This window comes from uncultured Thiohalocapsa sp. (assembly GCF_913062725.1).
In the GTDB taxonomy this organism is placed as follows: domain Bacteria; phylum Pseudomonadota; class Gammaproteobacteria; order Chromatiales; family Chromatiaceae; genus Thiohalocapsa.
Map to the genome: position 1 here is coordinate 56,698 of NZ_CAJXWY010000016.1, position 15,468 is coordinate 72,165.

The following is a 15,468-nucleotide window of genomic DNA, read 5'->3' on the forward strand; positions in this document are numbered from 1 at the left end:
TCGGGTCGAGTCTTGTTCATGCCGGGTTGTGCCTCTGCAGCGCCAGGGTCGTGAGCTCGTCCATGGTGATGCTGCGCAACTGGCCTCGCTGCATGTGGTGGGCGGCGATGCCGAAGAGTTGTTGCAGCTTGTCCCGATCGGCCTCGGTGCGCAGCTCCCAGGGGTGCGCCCACAGATGCACCACACCACCATGAGCGGCGGCGTGCTCAATGGCTTGTCCGATGCGGCGGAACCGCAGCTGGGACAGGCCTCGTACGTCGAGCGCCTGCTCCAGCGTGCGCGGAAAGTCGAACAGGTGGGCGCTGGCCGGTATCCGCAGCAGGCCGTGCTCGGGGCGCAGAGCGTCCAGTGTGAACACCTCGAGCCGGCTCAGGGCCAGCACGTCGTCGGTACACTTCAAGGCCGGGCCGAAGCGACGCAGATGCCAGCGCGGGCTGCGATCCGGGCTGCGAAAGCAGCGAAATCCGGCGGCGGCGAAGGCGTCCAGATGCGCTGCCCGGTTGCGCGGGAAGACGATGCTCCGTGGGCGGATGCCAAAGCGTGCGCCGAGCGCCAGCCAGGCATCGATCTCGCGCCGGGCAGCGTCGCCGTCCATGTGCGGGAAGGGCCGATGCGTGAAGCCGTGGAAGGCGATTTCATGGTGATCGCCGGCGCCGAGCAAGCGGTCACGCACATCTGGTGCGTACCAGAGCGCCGGTGCCGGTCGGGCCGGCGCGTACACCTCGCTGAAGCCGCGATGACTGCGTTGCCAAGCCGCCACCGGGCAGGGCTGGCAGTCCTCGCAGCGGTCGAACAACAGATGCCCCACCAGGGCCCAGGTGGCACGGATGCCGTGGCCGTCGCACAAGTCGAGCAGCCAGGTGATGGCACGCCGTTCCCGACTGCCGTCGGCCGAGAACAGCCGCGCGCGCATGGCATCGAGGTCGTAGTAGCCCCAGGCCAGCTCGGTGTCCAGCGAGAACACCAGGTAGCCCGGTTGTTTGGTTGCGGTCGCCGTCACCATTATCGTATTCCAGCACTTCCCGTGCCCAGGCCAAGTCTTGCGGCGAAGATGTCACCAATCGTCTTTGCGAAGACGAGCGGTCCGAAGCACAAGGCGCGGCTGATTGCAGCCATCGCCGGCAGCGGAGCGCCACTGGCGAAGAAGCCTTTGCCGAGACGCAAATAGGCGTGGGTCTTGCCCTCACGGTCGAGCCACCACATGCGCGGTAGATGCCTGTCCAGGATGCGCTGATGCACGGCAAGAATTTTTGCGCGCGATTGTGTATTGGTAAGCGTTTGCGCATGCTGACGATAGAATGCGAGGTCGCAGTGCACGGGGGCCAGGCGAAAGCGCATGAATGCCCTGATCCAGAAGTCAAGGTCCTCTGCCAGAAAGAACTCTTCGCTGAAGCCGGTGCTCGCAAAAGCATGGTATCTGGCAAGGTAGCAGATCCCCACTGGCTTGCGGATGCCTAATTCCTCAGGTTGGCCAACGCGAACTCTTTCGCCGACGGAGCCGTCTGCGTACAGGAGTGAATAATCCGAATAGACGATATCGATGTCGGGATGACTCGACAGGAAGTCGAGCAGACACTCGAGGGCGCGTGGCCGGAACAAATCATCATCGGAAAGCCAGGTGAGAAACGCGCCCCGGGCTTGCGCGATGCCGCTGTTCAACGCCGCCGGCAAGCGGCGCTTGGCGGGGTGGCGCAGGCATCGGATGCGCTCATCGCTGGCGACATACTCGGCAATGACCGCAGGACTCTCGTTGGTGGAGCCGTCATCGACGATGATGAGCTCCCATCCCCGGTGGGTCTGCTCGAGACAGCTTGTGATTGCCGCATGCAGAAAGCCCGTATTGGCGTTATGCGTCGGCATGATGATCGAAACGCTGGGCTTGTCGTTCATGGCTCACCGGTCCGTTGTAGGGGCGCTGGCTCGGTCATATCGGTCGTCGTCGCGAAGGGCTCCGCCAATTGTGTTTCGCTGGTGAGCTGCTTGCGCCCGCGGTGCGGTGCCAGCCGCCGAGAGAGTAGCCCGAAGGCGGCGGCGAGCTCGTGGCGTCTGACGACTGACCCGATGACGGCCACCGGGAGATAGGCCAGTATCAGCAGCACCTGAAAGGCAGGGGGGAGGGTGCTGCTCATCGTCAGGGCGGCGGCGATGAGGCCTGCGATCAGCATGGGCTTGCCAAAGGCGAAGCTGTCGACCGCGAGCGCGCGACGGCGCAGGAAATAGACATTGATCGGCAGCACGGCGGCCGCTGCGACGAGGGCGGCGAGCGCCGCACCGGCGATACCGAGCGGCGGAATCCAGAAGAAATAGGCGGTCAGTTGCAGGCCGGTGCGCACGATATTGATGAGCAGCGGCTTATCGGAGTCGCCGAGCGCCGCCAGGGTCGAGCCCAGGGTGGTTTCGATCATGAGCAGGCTGGCGACCACCATGAGCAGGGTAAAGGTCGTTGCGCTTGGCAGATAGGTCTCCGAGAACAACAGCACGATGATCTCATCGGCGAAGACGAAAGCGATCAGACACGCGAGGCCCAGGGCAAAGGCGCCAAAGCGGGTGGAATTGTTGAGCAGTGTCGACACCTGCCCGAGTGCATCGTCGGCGATGCCGCGCACGACGAAGGGGAAGTACACCTGCCGAAAGGCATCGTAGAGCTGCATCAGGCTGTCGGGGATACGCCGGGCGACTTCGTAGTAGGCCACTGCGGTGGTGCCGAGCATGCCGCCGATGAGCAGCGTGTCGGCGCGCACCGACAGGAACGCCAGGAAATAATTGGCATACAGCGGCAGGGCGTAGCGCAGCATGCGTCGGAGCAGACCGGCGTCGAACAACAGGCCCAGCGGCAGCGGTCTGGCCCACCAGGCGTAGCCGAGTGCCAGCACCCGTGATGCGAGCTTGGCGTAGAGGAGCCCCATCAGGCCCGTCTCCAGCACCAGCACGAAACCGAGAATGCTGGCGAAGTTGACCAAACTACTGAGTGCGTTGGCGGTGCCGATGGCATTGAATGCGAACTGCGTCTGCAGATAGGTGAGCACCAGCTTCAAGACCGCTTCGAGGATGAACCAGGCCAGCAGCAGGGCGATCAGCGTCGGGGTTGGCGCCAGCGCGAGCCGGGCCAGCACCGACGGCATCACCAACGCCAGCACGAGCACGCCAACGGCGACGGTGAGCAGGCGAAAGAGCAGGGCGGTGTTCAGCGTCAGCCTGCGTTCCTGCGGCGCGTCCATGCCCGGCAGCCAGCGCTCCAGCGCCAGGTGAATGCCAAACGAACTGCCCTCGGCGGCGAACAGCACCAGCACCTGGAGCAGGAAGAAGGCGCCGAGCTCGTCGGTCGTGAGCAGGCGTGCGCTCAGCATCAGGCCAAACATGCCGAGCAGCACGACGGACGCACTGCCGATGCCGGTGGCGAGCATGCCGGTGAGAAAACGTTTGAGGATGGGCTCGGCCATGTCGGGGTCAGCGCCTCGGGTTGGCCGCGAGCGTGGTGGCCATGGGCCCCACCGTCCCCGGCAGCGATGGCAGGGATGGGCCGTGCCACCAGTGCACGCTCGCGAGCATGATGGCGATGACCGGCGTCCAGGACCAGATGAAGATGTAGGGCTCGAGCAGCAGCGCCGGCAGCAGGGCGGCGAAGGCGACGGTGCTGCCCAGCACCTGTACCGTCGCCGCCGGGTCTGGCGCCGCCGTGCCCGGCACGGCGCCGGCCCGTCGCAGCCGTGCGGATGCCTCGAATCCGCCGCGCAGTGTGCCGACGCCGATCCAGACGAAGGCGATCGCCCCCACCAGGCCAAGCTTGAACAGCACCGAGACATAGGCGTTGTGGATGTAGCTCGGCGCCACACAATCGCGGCTGTCGAGCGTCAGGCAGGGGCGGTAGGCGGCCCCCAGGCCGTGACCGATCAAGGGCGGCGGCAGCACCTGCGGCAGGGCGTATTCGATCTCGATGAACCGCTGCTCGAGGGTCTGCTTGTTGCTGTCGCCGCGCTGGTAACTGTCGAGGTCGAACATGCTGGCGATGCGGGTGCCGGTGGCCTGCAGCGAGCGGCTGAGCTCGCTCTTCGGCGCCATGGTGAGGAGGCCGGCGACGCTCAGCGCCAGCAGGGTCGCGGCGAGCAGCCCGGCGCGCAGCAGGCGGGCGCGCTGGATGGGTGTGATCAGCGGCAGCGCCGCGAGCACAGCCAGCGCCGCGCTGCCCCAGAGCGCGCGTCGGTAGGTCAGCAGCAGACCCACCGCCAGCAGCCCCATCACCAGCGCACGGCGCAGCCGCCTGAGCGCCTGCTCATCGCTGGCATAGGCGAGCACGGCGACGATCAGCAGCAGGTACAGCAGCGATTCCCCCGGCGGGATGACCCGGGCGACGTCGTACACCGCCAGTCCCTGGGTGCTGAGGGCCTCGACGCGGCCGGGGATGATCGGCACCGACGGGCCCAGCACCGCCTGCAGGATGGCGGCGATGGCGGTGAGCACGGCGAGCAGCATGACCCCGCCCCAGAGCCGCCGCATCTGCGCCGGCGTGTGCAGCAGATTGGTGATGACGAAATAGAGCACCAGATAGCCGGCGCCGCGCAGTTCGCGGATGCCCGCGTCGAAGGCGATGTCGCCACTGCCAACGCCCCGCAGGGTCGCGGCGATGCCGACGCCCACGAACAGCGCCACCGGTACATCCAACGCGGTGCGGCGAAAGCGCAGCTGGGGCTGCAGCAAGAGCCGCAGCACCAGCAGCGCGAACAACCAGAGCACGATGAGGTCGGACAAGTGCAGGCTGCCGACGCCGATGGGCAGGGGTGGCAGCACCTCTTCGCTGAGGATGGTCGAAGTGTAGAGCAGCACCAGCAGCACACCGAGCTCCGGCCAGCGCGTGATCAGCCACAGCCCCAGTACGACGATCGGCGCGAGCAGCAACACCGGCGGCGGCGCCGTCAGCGCCAGCAGCCCGAGGATGGCACCGCTGGCGGTCATCGCCAGCAGCACCGGCAGCGGCATGACGGCGCGCGCGCTCGCCCGGTCGAGCACGCGGCCCATGCCCGTGCGGATGGCAGTCACGTTGTCCATCAGGCCGGCGTCGGGTAGATCAGTGCCGGTGGCGAGAACGGCGGCTGGCCGGGCGGCCGCGGGTCGTCATCGCTGGCGTCCGGGAACATCGCCGCAAGCCCAACGTCGAGGGGGCCGTCGGTGGCGCCTTCCGGCACCGTCCCCAGGGGTGACATGCCGAAGTCGCGCTCGAGCTGCTTCGCGCTCGAGATGCCGGCATCGAGGGCGTTCAGTACCAGTGCCAGACCGACACCGCCGGCGGCGGCGGCGAAGATGCCAAGCAGCAGCAGCACCGACTTGCCCGGCCCCACCGGCTCGGCCGCCACCGTCGGTGGCTGGGCGACGCGGGTGTTGACCAATTCCTCGCGCGACATCGCCGCTGAGATGGTGGCGGTGTCGGTCTTGCTGCGATACAGCGTATAGGCCTCCTCGGCGCGGGCCAGCTCGCGGCGCAACTCTTTGGCGCGTGTGCCCTGGGTATTGAGGGTGATCAGTTGCTGGCGCACCTGCTGTGCCTGCGCCTCCAGATCGAGGATGCGCGCGCGGGCGCCCTCCAGCTCGGCCTCGGTCTCGATCATCGCCGCGACCCGGGCCTCGAAGCCCTGCGCCAGCGACGTACGGTCGTCCATCGTCAGCACCGCGCCGGCGCGGGCGAGCGCCGCCCGGGTCTGCTCGATGTCGGTGGCGATGTCGTCGCCGCCATCCGCCAGGGCGACGGTGACCGGCGCTGGTAGCGTCCCATCGAGGTCCGCCATGCGCTGGCGCATCATCGCCGCGCGCTCGTCCAGACCGCTGATGCCGACCTCGGTATCGAGGATTTCGGTTTGCAGATACTCGTACAGGCCGGTGTCCTGGCCGACGTTGAGGTCGTAGCGGCGCAGTTGTCCCAGCTGCGCCAGCTCCCGGTACAGGCGGTCCACCTCCGCCTTCAGCGCCTTGCCGGTGGTGCTGCCCTGGTCGCGCAGCAGCAGGCCCCGCAGCTTGTCTTCGAGCACGCGGATACGCGCCAGCTTGGCCGAGACCTCGGCCTGCTGTGTCTGCAGACGCTGCAGCCGGATGGCCTGCTCGCCGCGGTCCTGCTCGACCTGCATCAGCTGGCCGCGCAGCGTGGCACGCTGGCGCTCGAGCAGCTCGGTGCGCACGCGAGCCGCCTCGGCGCGCGTCTGCTGGCGGTGTTTCGTCAGCAGGCTGGCGAGCTGACTGGCCTGGGCGCGGGTCTCGCTGAGGTCTTCGTCGATGCGCTGCTGGCGCGCCAGCATCGACTGCTTTTCGGCCTCCAGGACATCGTGATCCTCCGGGACGTCGATCATGGTGATGCCAGCGTCGCGGAGAAAGTTGTGCAGCTCGGTCTCCGCCGCATTCACCGCGGCGGCGGAGGCGGCGGCCTGGCGGCGGAAGAAGTCCGCGGCACCGGCGGGCTCGTAGAGCTCGGTGCGGTGGCTTTGGTAGCCGTCCACCAGGGCCTCCAGAAAGACCCGGGCGGCGGTCGGATCGGGCCAGACGAAGCGCAGCGCGATGATGTTGGATCTGGGCTCCGGCTCCACCTCCAGCGCCGCCTCCATGGCCGCCACCTGCGCATCGAAATCCGATGCATGATCCGGCTCGGCGCCGACCGCCTTTGCGAGCATGTGCTCGAAGGGCCGCGTCACCGCCGACAGCCAGTGTGCGAGTGTCCGCCGCCACGCCGGCGGCTCGCTGGTCACGGGCTTCAGGCTGGGATCATCACGCACCGCAGCTGCCGCGCGCTCGATCAGGAGGTGGCTGGTGAGGATGCCGATCTCGGTGTTGATATCCTCCTCGTAGAGTTGGTCACTCACCCAGACCGGGGCCTCCCGCGCGCTCAGCGGCTCGCGCGCGGCGCCCTTCTTGACCAGGATCTTGGCCGTCGCCTCATAGCTGTTGGTATGGAACGCCAGCCCGATGACGACTGCACCGAGCACGCCGATACAGAACCAGAGCACGATCCAGCGGTGGCGGAACAGTCGGTGCAGGAATTCGCGCAGGTCATGGCCGGCGCCGCGCGACGCCAGGTGGAGGGCCGAGGGCGATAGCCAATGGGCATAGGTGGGGTGCGACTGCATCGGGTCCACGGTGGGCTCCTAAAGTGGTCGACGGGAGGGTCAGCCGCCCAGTGCGGCGTCGGTGGCCAGCCGGTTCGGGCTGGTTTCGCGCTGTCGTGCCATAGCCTGGCCGTCATGCCAGTCCGCGATCAGGGTGGCGACCCGTTGCAGCTTCTCCATGCCCAGCTCGGGATATAACGGCAGCGACAACAGCTGATTGGCGGCCTGCTCCGAGACCGGAAAGCAGCCCTCGCCGTAGCCGAGGTCGTGATAGGCCGGCTGCAAGTGAATGGGCCGCGGGTAGTGGATGGCGCAGCCGACATTGTGCTTGCTCAGGTGGCGCAGCAAATCGTCGCGTCCGTCGCAGCGCACACCATAGATGTGATAAACGTGCCGCGCCGAATGGGCCTCGGTGGGGGCGCGCAGACCGGGCACACGCGAAATCAGCTCCTGGTAGGCATAGGCACGCTCGCGCCGGCGCTGGGTCCAGGTATCGAGATGGCGCAGCTTGACCTCCAGCACCGCCGCCTGGACGCCGTCCATGCGTCCGTTCCAGCCCACCAGCTGGTGGTCGTGCTTCCGCGCCTGGCCATGATCGCGCAGCATCCGCACGCGCGCGGCGAGGTCGTCGTCATTGGTGGTGACGGCACCGGCCTCGCCGGCGGCGCCGAGGTTCTTGCCGGGATAGAAGCTAAAGCAACCGGCCCGCCCCAGGCCGCCTGCGCGCCGGCCGTGGTAGCTCGCCCCGTGGCCCTGTGCGGCGTCTTCGATCACCGAGAGGCCATGCCGGTCAGCGATCCGGTTGATGGGATTCATGTCCGCGATCTGGCCGAACAAATGCACCGGGACCACGGCTTTGGTGCGTGGGGTGATGGCCGCTTCCAGCTTTTTGGGGTCGAGCGTCAGGGTGGCCTCATCGACATCGACGAAGACCGGCCTGGCGCCGCACACGGTGATCGCCTCGGCGGTGGCAAAGAAGCTGTTGGGGACGGTGATGACTTCGTCACCGGGGCCGACCCCGACTGCCTGCAGGGCGAGCCAGAGCGCATCCGTGCCGCTGCCGACACCAATGGCGTGGCGGCAGCCGCAATAGTCCGCAAAGGCTTTCTCGAAGCGTTCGACGAAGGTGCCGCCGGCGAACGCGCTGCTGGCGAAAACGGCGTCGATGGCGCGGATGAGCTCGCGCCGCAGCGACCTATGCTGGGCATTCAGGTCCAGATAGGGAATGGGCTCTTGCATGTCGATCATTGGCTTGACTCTTGGGTGCAGGGTCTCTCCACAAGGGCGCGCGCGGGATTGCCGACCACAATCGTGTCCGGCGGTACATCCCTGGTCACCACAGCGCCGGCGCCGACGATGGCGCGCTCGCCGATGGTCAATCCGCACAGAATGGTGGCGGAAGAGCCGATCGACGCGTGCCGTTTGACAACCGTCGGGATGCACTGCCAATCCTCATCGCGCTGCAGCTCGCCCTGCTCGGTTACCGCCCTGGGATAACGATCATTGATGAAGGTGACGTTGTGTCCGATGAAGCATCCGTCTTCGATGCGCACGCCCTCGCAAATGAAGGTATGGCTGGAGATCTTGCAGCGCCGACCAATGGTGGCGCCGCGTTGGATCTCGACGAAGGTGCCAATCTTGGTGCCATCGCCGATCTGGCAGCCGTAAAGGTTGACGAACCCGTGGATGACGACGTCGACGCCGAGCTCGACATCATCGGCGATGCGATGCAGCAGCGGCTGCTGTTGCCGTGCCGATTCGCGTCCCCGACGCAGTCCGTATTGCGATCGCCTCATGACAGCGGCACGGATGTGGTGTGGTTGGCCAGGGAGTGAGAGGCCGCCTCCAGGACACGAACGACGTCGAGTCCGTGGCGCCCCTCGGAGTCGCTGTGGCGGCCATCGCGAATGCGGTCGAGAAAGCGCCGGCTCTGTACGCGCAGGGGCTCGTCCTGCTCGATGAAGGGGCTGTAGACACCGCCGTAGTGATAGGAATAGAAGAATTCCGCAAAGGTGTCATAGGTGCGCGGCACTTCCACCCGCTTGTCGAAGATCTTCAGCTTTTCCAGCGGCTCGGTGTCCTCATAGACGATCATCTTGCTCTCGCCGACCACGGTCATGCGACGCACCTTGTTCGGATCGAGCCAGCTGCTCTGGATGGTGGCAAAGGGACCACCGGAGAACGACAATGACATATTGGTGACATCTTCGATGCCTTTGCGCACATGCGCCTTGCCCTGACAGCTCACCGCGTCGGGTGCATCCTCCAGGAGATACAGCAGAATCGAGATATCGTGGGGCGCCAGATCCCAGGCGACATTGATATCCTGCTGGAACAGCCCGAGATTCAGGCGCTGACAGCCGATGTAGAGCACCCGGCCGATTTCGCCGCTGGCAATGATCTCCTTCATCTTCCGTACCGCGGCGTTGTAGATGAAGGTGTGCCCCACCATCAGCGTCAGATCACGCGCCTCCGCCAGGGCGATGAGCTGGCGGCATTCGTCGCTGGAGCGCGCCAGGGGCTTCTCGATGAGGGTGTGCTTGCCCGCCGACAGGCTGCGACTGCCGAGGGGGAAATGTGTCGATACCGGTGTGGCGATGGCGATGGCATCGACGTCAGGATCGTCGAGCACGCGCTCGAAGCTATCGGTGCAGCACACCTCCGGATGCAGACTGGTGACGCGCGCCAGCTTGCTTGGGTCATGATCACAGGCCCATTTGACCCGGCAGTCGGGCTGGGCATTGAAGTTGCGAATCAGGTTCGGTCCCCAGTAGCCACAACCGACGACGGCGACATTGATTTCTTGATTCATGACGGTACCTTTCCTGCGGTAGGCTGTTTTACTCAGTGGTGTCTTGCCAGGGTTGAAGCGTCCGCTTCGAACCGGTGCTCAGTGGCTGTCGGGTGTCCGGATTCGCAGTCCGTCTCTGCGCGTGTATCCGGTGTGTTGCGTGCCGCCGCCGATTGGTGGGCCCGGGCGTCATAGGCACTTTTAATGACCGCAGCGGGCGTCCGCAGCAGAATGCCAAGGTCATGGAGTAGCCGCACACGCTGCGCATAGCGCAGATCCAATTCCAACATTTGCTGAAAAGTGGTGCGATTCTTGCCGCTCACTTGCCACAGACCCGTGAGGCCCGGGCGGACCCGAAAGCGCTGGAAATGCCGCTCCTCGAAGCAATCCAGCTCGTAGGGCATGCAGGGTCGTGGCCCGACCAGGCTCATGTCGCCGCGCAGCACATTGATCAGCTGCGGCAATTCGTCGATCCCAAACGCGCGTATCGCCGTGGCACCCGGCACGATGCGCTGATCGCCGATGCTGTCGAGCTTGGTCAGGCGTGCATTGCTGGCGATCAGGGCGCGCAGATGATTGCGGTGATGATCTTCATCGGCACGGGCGCGCATGGTCCTGAGCTTGAGCATTTGGAACGGCGCGGCGCGATAGCCGATGCGTTGTTGCCGGAACAGGATCGGGCCGGGGTCGCGGAGCTGGATGAAGAGGATGCAGGCGCCCAGCACTGGCGACAGGGCCACCAGCAGCGCCAGCGCGCCCAGTACATCCAGAGATCGCTTCCAGCCAGGTAGTGGCTGCGGCGGGTCTGACAGCAGGCATGAATCCGCGGCCTGGTCCTGGGCGCGATCGCCCGGGTTCGCTGCGGTGGTCAAAGATTCGCTTGCGTGGCTGACGAGATTGATATGCAGCACTTTCGAAGTCCCATCGTCCGGCCCTGATCCAACCATTGATGTGATTGGAGCGCTGTCGCTAGGGCGTGGCGGTTGATTGTCCAAGGTTGGCGCTGATGAACACCGCTTAGCTCGGACACTTGGGCTGCCGTACTGCGGCAAGGCCCTGTTCGCGTACCTGGCCAGCAGGAAGCGCGAAAGCGCCACCTGGCTAGCAGCCATGGCCACCAGGCGACGGCGGCTAGAATGACAACAAGCCGAGTGATTGCGTATCGGCCGGCTACCGGGTGGTCGTTACGGAAAAGGCCTTTAGAATGGATAAGGCGGAAGCGCGCAGGGTGTGGGTGTGGTGCCGCCGTGGTGTCGTCGGCGGTTCTCCGAGCCGGATGCCGGGGGAGACGGACTGCTGAGTCGGCGGTTACGACCGCTCGGCCCGATTTGGGCAGGCGATGGGGAGTGAATCGCCGACAAGCGGCAATCTGCGCTCGCGGGAGGGCATTGCGGGCATCGGGGCAGAGGATGAGGGGCTTGCCCCGAGCGCGGCGTTTTGGTCCCCGCGAATGGGGTGCCGGCGCAAAAAAGCCGGCGTTGCGCCGGCTGTGAATCTGCAGGTATGGGCGCTGGCGCGGCGGCGGTGCGCCACGCCAGCCCATGGCCGTGTCAGTCGGTCATCAGCGTGACCGAAGCCTTGCGAGGTGTACTCAACGCATCTGGATGTTGTCGACCCGGCCGCTGCCGCGGATCAGGAAGGCGTTGACCCGCAGCAGTTCCGCATCCGGGAACGCATCGGCCAGATCGGCGACGAGGTCACGCTCGAAGGTGTGCCAGCGGCCATCGACCACATCCGTGCCGACGCCGTGGTGCACGTAGTTCTCCCAGACCCAGGTGGAACGCTCGTCGACCGGCGTGTACTCCAGATAGACCTGGCCGATGCTGGTGTCGATGTCGACATAGACGTGGAAGGGCTCCGCGTACTTCAGATCCCAGGCCAGGAAGCGGTGCTCCGCGTCGGCCCAGGGGCTGCCATCCTCGCGCCTCAACCGATAGCCGTTGGACCAGCCGGCGCCCTCGAGCACGATCACCCGGCCGTCGACGTCGGGATCGGTTTGATTGGTGATGCTCGCCCCACCCGGGCCGGCATAGACACTCCAGCCCAGCGTGTCGCCGTTTTCGGCGTCTTCGTAGACGAATTGGGTTTCTGGTGGGGTTGGCGTCGTCCCATTGGCACTCAGCAGCAGATAGCCCACCTGCTCACGCGTGTGCCGGACCTCACTGTCACGCGACTGCTCTTCATCCACCCACACATCCACCGCATCGGTGCTGCGAAACGACCAGCGCAGATTGGCGGTATCGCCACCGTTGGTGGTCTGCATCTGCGCGAGCAGCAGCGGCGGCTCGGCGGTGGGCTGGGCAAACACCAGTGAGTAGGGGTGATGAGTGACCGCCTCCGGCGTCGCACCCACTTCGGCGAGCCAGTCGCCGATGGGGCCGATGCCAGGCTCGATGGCGATATAGTCGATGCGCTCGCTGGCGTGACGCTGATCCGCCGCCTCTTCTTCGCGCAACCCGATCTGCATCGCAGTTGCCGTCACCGAGCGCAGCCGCGAAATCACCGGCGTCTCGTCGCGATTGCTGGTGACCGCAGACAGCACCACCGGCGGCTCGGCGAAGGGCGCGCTGAACTGGTACCACCGGAAGGCCCGCCGCGTGCTGCTGATGTGGCCGGCCTCGAGCCAGCGGCCGTCGGCGCTCTGCACGGTGCCCGCGTTCATCACCATCCAGCTGAGCAGCTCGTCGGCATGCCGGTCATCCAGGTAGGACCATTCCTGGATGCGGGCCCAGAAGCCATCGTTGCTGACACCGTCGATACGCACCAGCGCCGGATCATCATCTTCCGCGCTCAACGGCCGCGCCACCACAACCGGGTCGTCCCAGGGGCGCTGGAATGGAATCCATTGCCAGTTATCGGTGAGCAGGGTCTCGCCCGCCTCCAGCAGGGCCTCGTCAACCTCGACGGGCGTCACCTGCACATAATCGACGCGCGTCTGGGTATCGCTGCCACCCGGACCGCGGGCGGTGAGGGCGACGGTGTAGCTGCCGGGCTGCAGGTAGCGGTGCTCCACCCGGGCGCCGCTGGCGGTGGTGCCGTCGCCGAAATCCCAGGTCAGGCTATCGATATTGCCGCTGGACTGATCACTGAACACCACGCGCAAGGGCGCCGGCCCGGACAAGGGACTGGCCGTGAACCCAGCCTCTGGTGCCGTGTAGGGCACACTTGCGACCAGCGACGGTGAGAATTCGCCGCAGAGCGCGGCGTCGGTGACACAGGCACGCACCGCAAAGGCATAGGCCTCGCCTTGCGCCAAGTCCGGGACGACCACGAAGGCGGCATCGGTGTCGAGCTGTTGCTCGAAGCCCGTCGCGCTGGGACCGTAGTGTAGTTCGTAAGTGATCGGACGTGGATCATTGACCGCAGTCCAACTGAGTCTGGCATCAGCCGCCGCGGCGGCGCCCGCAAACGTCAGCCAGCCGCAGAGCGTCATGCCGCCCAGTGCCAGGCTGGCCAGTGTCAGATTGAGCCGCCGTCGCCCGGGCGGCGCGGCGATCGCTTGCCGTTGCGTAATGTCTCCAATGCAATCGACTGTCATGGGAACCCCCGTCTTCATCGTGTTTATAGTGATTACATCGATATCTAATTGTGTAATCACCCGGCATCAGGGGGCTCATGGCAGGCACGCAGCAGCCCGAGCGGCTCGGTCGAGGAAGACCCCGCTACCGTCGGCGGCGCTTGTCTGCGATCCGTGTTTTACCAACCATTCCAGGCAGGTCGGAAAAGGGTGCGTCCATGCACCCGGATGCCTGTCGGATGGCCCCCCGAACACCCGACGGCGGCTGCCGCGGCGTCGTCACCGGCGCTGTTGCGCAGACCGACCCAAGCGCGACCCGGGGTCTCGACGGGCGGCCGACGGTCAAGCCCGCCGGCGCGTTGCCGGTACCGACACCAGGTCACAGGTCGACCGCGATCGCGCACCCCCGGTGGCCGGGTCGAGGGTCTCGACCCCGCCTTTCGAGCAAGACGCCGCGGCGACTGCGCGGCCCGTTGCGGGCCGCAAACCAGGGTTGTTCTTGGTTGTTTTAAGGGATGGCCCGATTGACTCGGGTCTTGGTTGGTGGGGGCGCAGTATAGCCGGTAGTGTTAGCCGGTCAAGCGGTAGCCGGTGAACGGTCGCGCTGAGCCAAGGCCAGCGCAGCCAAACACCAAACGTGGGATCGAGTGCGTTGCACGCTCAAGCACACATATTTAGGCCCCGGCAATGATGGATCGCCGATGCCTTTGGGCTGGGCCTGTTCACGGTGGTTGGTACGCAGGTCGCGCTGATGGCGGGCACCCACGGCGGCATCGCGATCGTGAGCGGTAGCAAGTGCCGGTGATTGGCACAGGGCGCGTCTGCGTCGCTGGACCGCGCAGACCATCGAGCTGGCCTGATGCGCCAGGCCATGTTGCACACTGGATCAGCGAACACTTGCGACATTGACTGTCGCCTCGTGGTGTTAGCTTGATGCGGTCGCGTTGGCACAGCCCCTCACAGGGCCCGCGCCGCAAGATCAACGCAACCCGGGAGGAACCTCGCATGCAGGGCGCCGGCTATTGGATCGACCCCGATGGACAAATCGAGCGACTGCCGGGCGGTCGGCATATCGATCAGATGATCACCAACCCCGAGCGCTTCGGTCTGACGCGCGCGGAAATCGTGCAACGCTATGAGCAGGCGGGCGAGCCGCTGGGTTTGGAGGGTCGTGCGCGCCGCGCGCTGATCCTCGAAGCCATCGAGCGCGGATTCATCCACATTCGGCTCACTGTGAATCGCGGCTGGCTGGTCTCTCTTTCACACCTCGGCGCCGACCAACAGTCTGCGCTGCGCCGCTGGGCCCTTGCGGCCCGCCAAGAGCGGTGGGCCGGCGAGCATACCCCGCTGTTCATCGATTGCAAGGCTGACGGCACGACCCATCGCACCACCATTGGGATAATGATCGGTGACTATGACGGTTAACAAGGTACCCCGACCGATCCAAAAATTGCTGCGTGGTTGTCAGCCGGCTCAGTTTGTTCGTTAGCTTTCGGAGGCGTTCAAGTATGTCGCACTACTTAGAAGCAAAGAAAATGCTGGCTGATCCTCAAATAAGGCAATTTGTAAGTAGCTCGCTTAATGCTGTTTTTAGAGACGGATATGCTTTTCATGATCCTCACTATCCTGGACAAGATCCTGGAGTTGAGATATTTATAAATAATATTACAGATGGGAAATCGAATCTTTTTGACGCAGTCATGCGCATCATGAAGATCAAGGTATCGTATCCCAGTGGGGTAACTCGACAAATTGATGGCGTATTTCGGGCTGAAATTAGAGAGCTAAAAAAAATGCTGATTGATATCTCGGGTATCGAGCCTGATGAAGATACCAACCTTTCGGTGCGTGATTAGCTTCACTAACCGTCCATTACTAACGTCCCGAGGACACGCGTCATCGCGGCCTTGGCCCAAGGGTCGAGCGCGACAGTGCCGGGATATAGAAGTCCTGCAGGATGTCCACCGGACGACCATCCTCGCGGATATCCGAAGTCGCGTGACACTGCTCCCAGGGATAGTCGCGCAGGCCTCCGGCGATCATGACCTACACCCACAAGGTGGCCAGCTCCAACGCCA

13 protein-coding genes are annotated in these 15,468 nt (G+C 65.2%); 2 read left to right on the forward strand and 11 right to left on the reverse strand.

Going from position 1 to position 15,468, the window contains the following annotated elements; translation table 11 throughout:
• Window positions 1–16: 16 nt before the first annotated feature.
• From QZ588_RS06440 to QZ588_RS06485, 10 genes are all read right to left on the reverse strand, one after another.
• Complete coding sequence (locus QZ588_RS06440; RefSeq protein WP_295541009.1) at window positions 17–1,003, reverse strand: hypothetical protein; 987 nt, start codon at window positions 1,001–1,003, stop codon at window positions 17–19.
• Window positions 1,003–1,890 (reverse strand): glycosyltransferase, encoded by an 888-nt coding sequence (locus QZ588_RS06445; RefSeq protein ID WP_295541011.1) that lies wholly within the window; start codon window positions 1,888–1,890, stop codon window positions 1,003–1,005. Before QZ588_RS06445 ends, QZ588_RS06440 begins: the two co-directional genes overlap by 1 nt.
• Complete coding sequence (locus QZ588_RS06450; protein WP_295541013.1) at window positions 1,887–3,440, reverse strand: oligosaccharide flippase family protein; 1,554 nt, start codon at window positions 3,438–3,440, stop codon at window positions 1,887–1,889. Before QZ588_RS06450 ends, QZ588_RS06445 begins: the two co-directional genes overlap by 4 nt.
• Window positions 3,441–3,447: 7 nt before the next feature.
• Window positions 3,448–5,043 (reverse strand): O-antigen ligase family protein, encoded by a 1,596-nt coding sequence (locus QZ588_RS06455; RefSeq protein ID WP_295541015.1) that lies wholly within the window; start codon window positions 5,041–5,043, stop codon window positions 3,448–3,450.
• A complete protein-coding gene (locus tag QZ588_RS06460; RefSeq protein WP_295541038.1) occupies window positions 5,043–7,103 on the reverse strand; it encodes a Wzz/FepE/Etk N-terminal domain-containing protein in 2,061 nt (686 codons plus the stop codon). Before QZ588_RS06460 ends, QZ588_RS06455 begins: the two co-directional genes overlap by 1 nt.
• A 39-nt stretch (window positions 7,104–7,142) precedes the next feature.
• Entirely contained in the window at window positions 7,143–8,330 is a 1,188-nt protein-coding gene (locus QZ588_RS06465; RefSeq protein ID WP_295541017.1) for a DegT/DnrJ/EryC1/StrS aminotransferase family protein, read from the reverse strand.
• The gene (locus QZ588_RS06470) at window positions 8,327–8,878 is read right to left on the reverse strand and encodes an acyltransferase (RefSeq protein WP_295541019.1); all 552 of its coding nucleotides are present in this window, start codon (window positions 8,876–8,878) and stop codon (window positions 8,327–8,329) included. The genes QZ588_RS06465 and QZ588_RS06470 overlap by 4 nt, the downstream gene beginning before the upstream one ends.
• Window positions 8,875–9,894, reverse strand: a complete 1,020-nt coding sequence (locus tag QZ588_RS06475) for a Gfo/Idh/MocA family oxidoreductase (protein ID WP_295541021.1) — start codon at window positions 9,892–9,894, stop codon at window positions 8,875–8,877. The genes QZ588_RS06470 and QZ588_RS06475 overlap by 4 nt, the downstream gene beginning before the upstream one ends.
• 32 nt (window positions 9,895–9,926) lie before the next feature.
• Window positions 9,927–10,868, reverse strand: a complete 942-nt coding sequence (locus QZ588_RS06480; RefSeq protein ID WP_295541023.1) for a sugar transferase — start codon at window positions 10,866–10,868, stop codon at window positions 9,927–9,929.
• Window positions 10,869–11,464: 596 nt separating this feature from the next.
• On the reverse strand, window positions 11,465–13,411 hold the full coding sequence (locus tag QZ588_RS06485) for a PKD domain-containing protein (protein WP_295541025.1): 1,947 nt from the start codon (window positions 13,409–13,411) through the stop codon (window positions 11,465–11,467).
• A 984-nt stretch (window positions 13,412–14,395) separates the two neighbouring features.
• Here QZ588_RS06485 and QZ588_RS06490 point away from each other — a divergent pair.
• Both QZ588_RS06490 and QZ588_RS06495 read left to right on the forward strand, forming a co-directional pair.
• Window positions 14,396–14,815, forward strand: coding sequence for a hypothetical protein (locus QZ588_RS06490; protein WP_295541026.1), 420 nt, complete (start codon window positions 14,396–14,398; stop codon window positions 14,813–14,815).
• An 83-nt stretch (window positions 14,816–14,898) separates the two neighbouring features.
• Window positions 14,899–15,246 (forward strand): hypothetical protein, encoded by a 348-nt coding sequence (locus QZ588_RS06495; RefSeq protein WP_295541028.1) that lies wholly within the window; start codon window positions 14,899–14,901, stop codon window positions 15,244–15,246.
• 40 nt (window positions 15,247–15,286) lie between these two features.
• On the opposite strand, the gene QZ588_RS06500 is transcribed toward QZ588_RS06495, so the two are convergent.
• Complete coding sequence (locus tag QZ588_RS06500) at window positions 15,287–15,433, reverse strand: hypothetical protein (protein ID WP_295541030.1); 147 nt, start codon at window positions 15,431–15,433, stop codon at window positions 15,287–15,289.
• Between the last annotated feature and the right edge of the window lie 35 nt (window positions 15,434–15,468).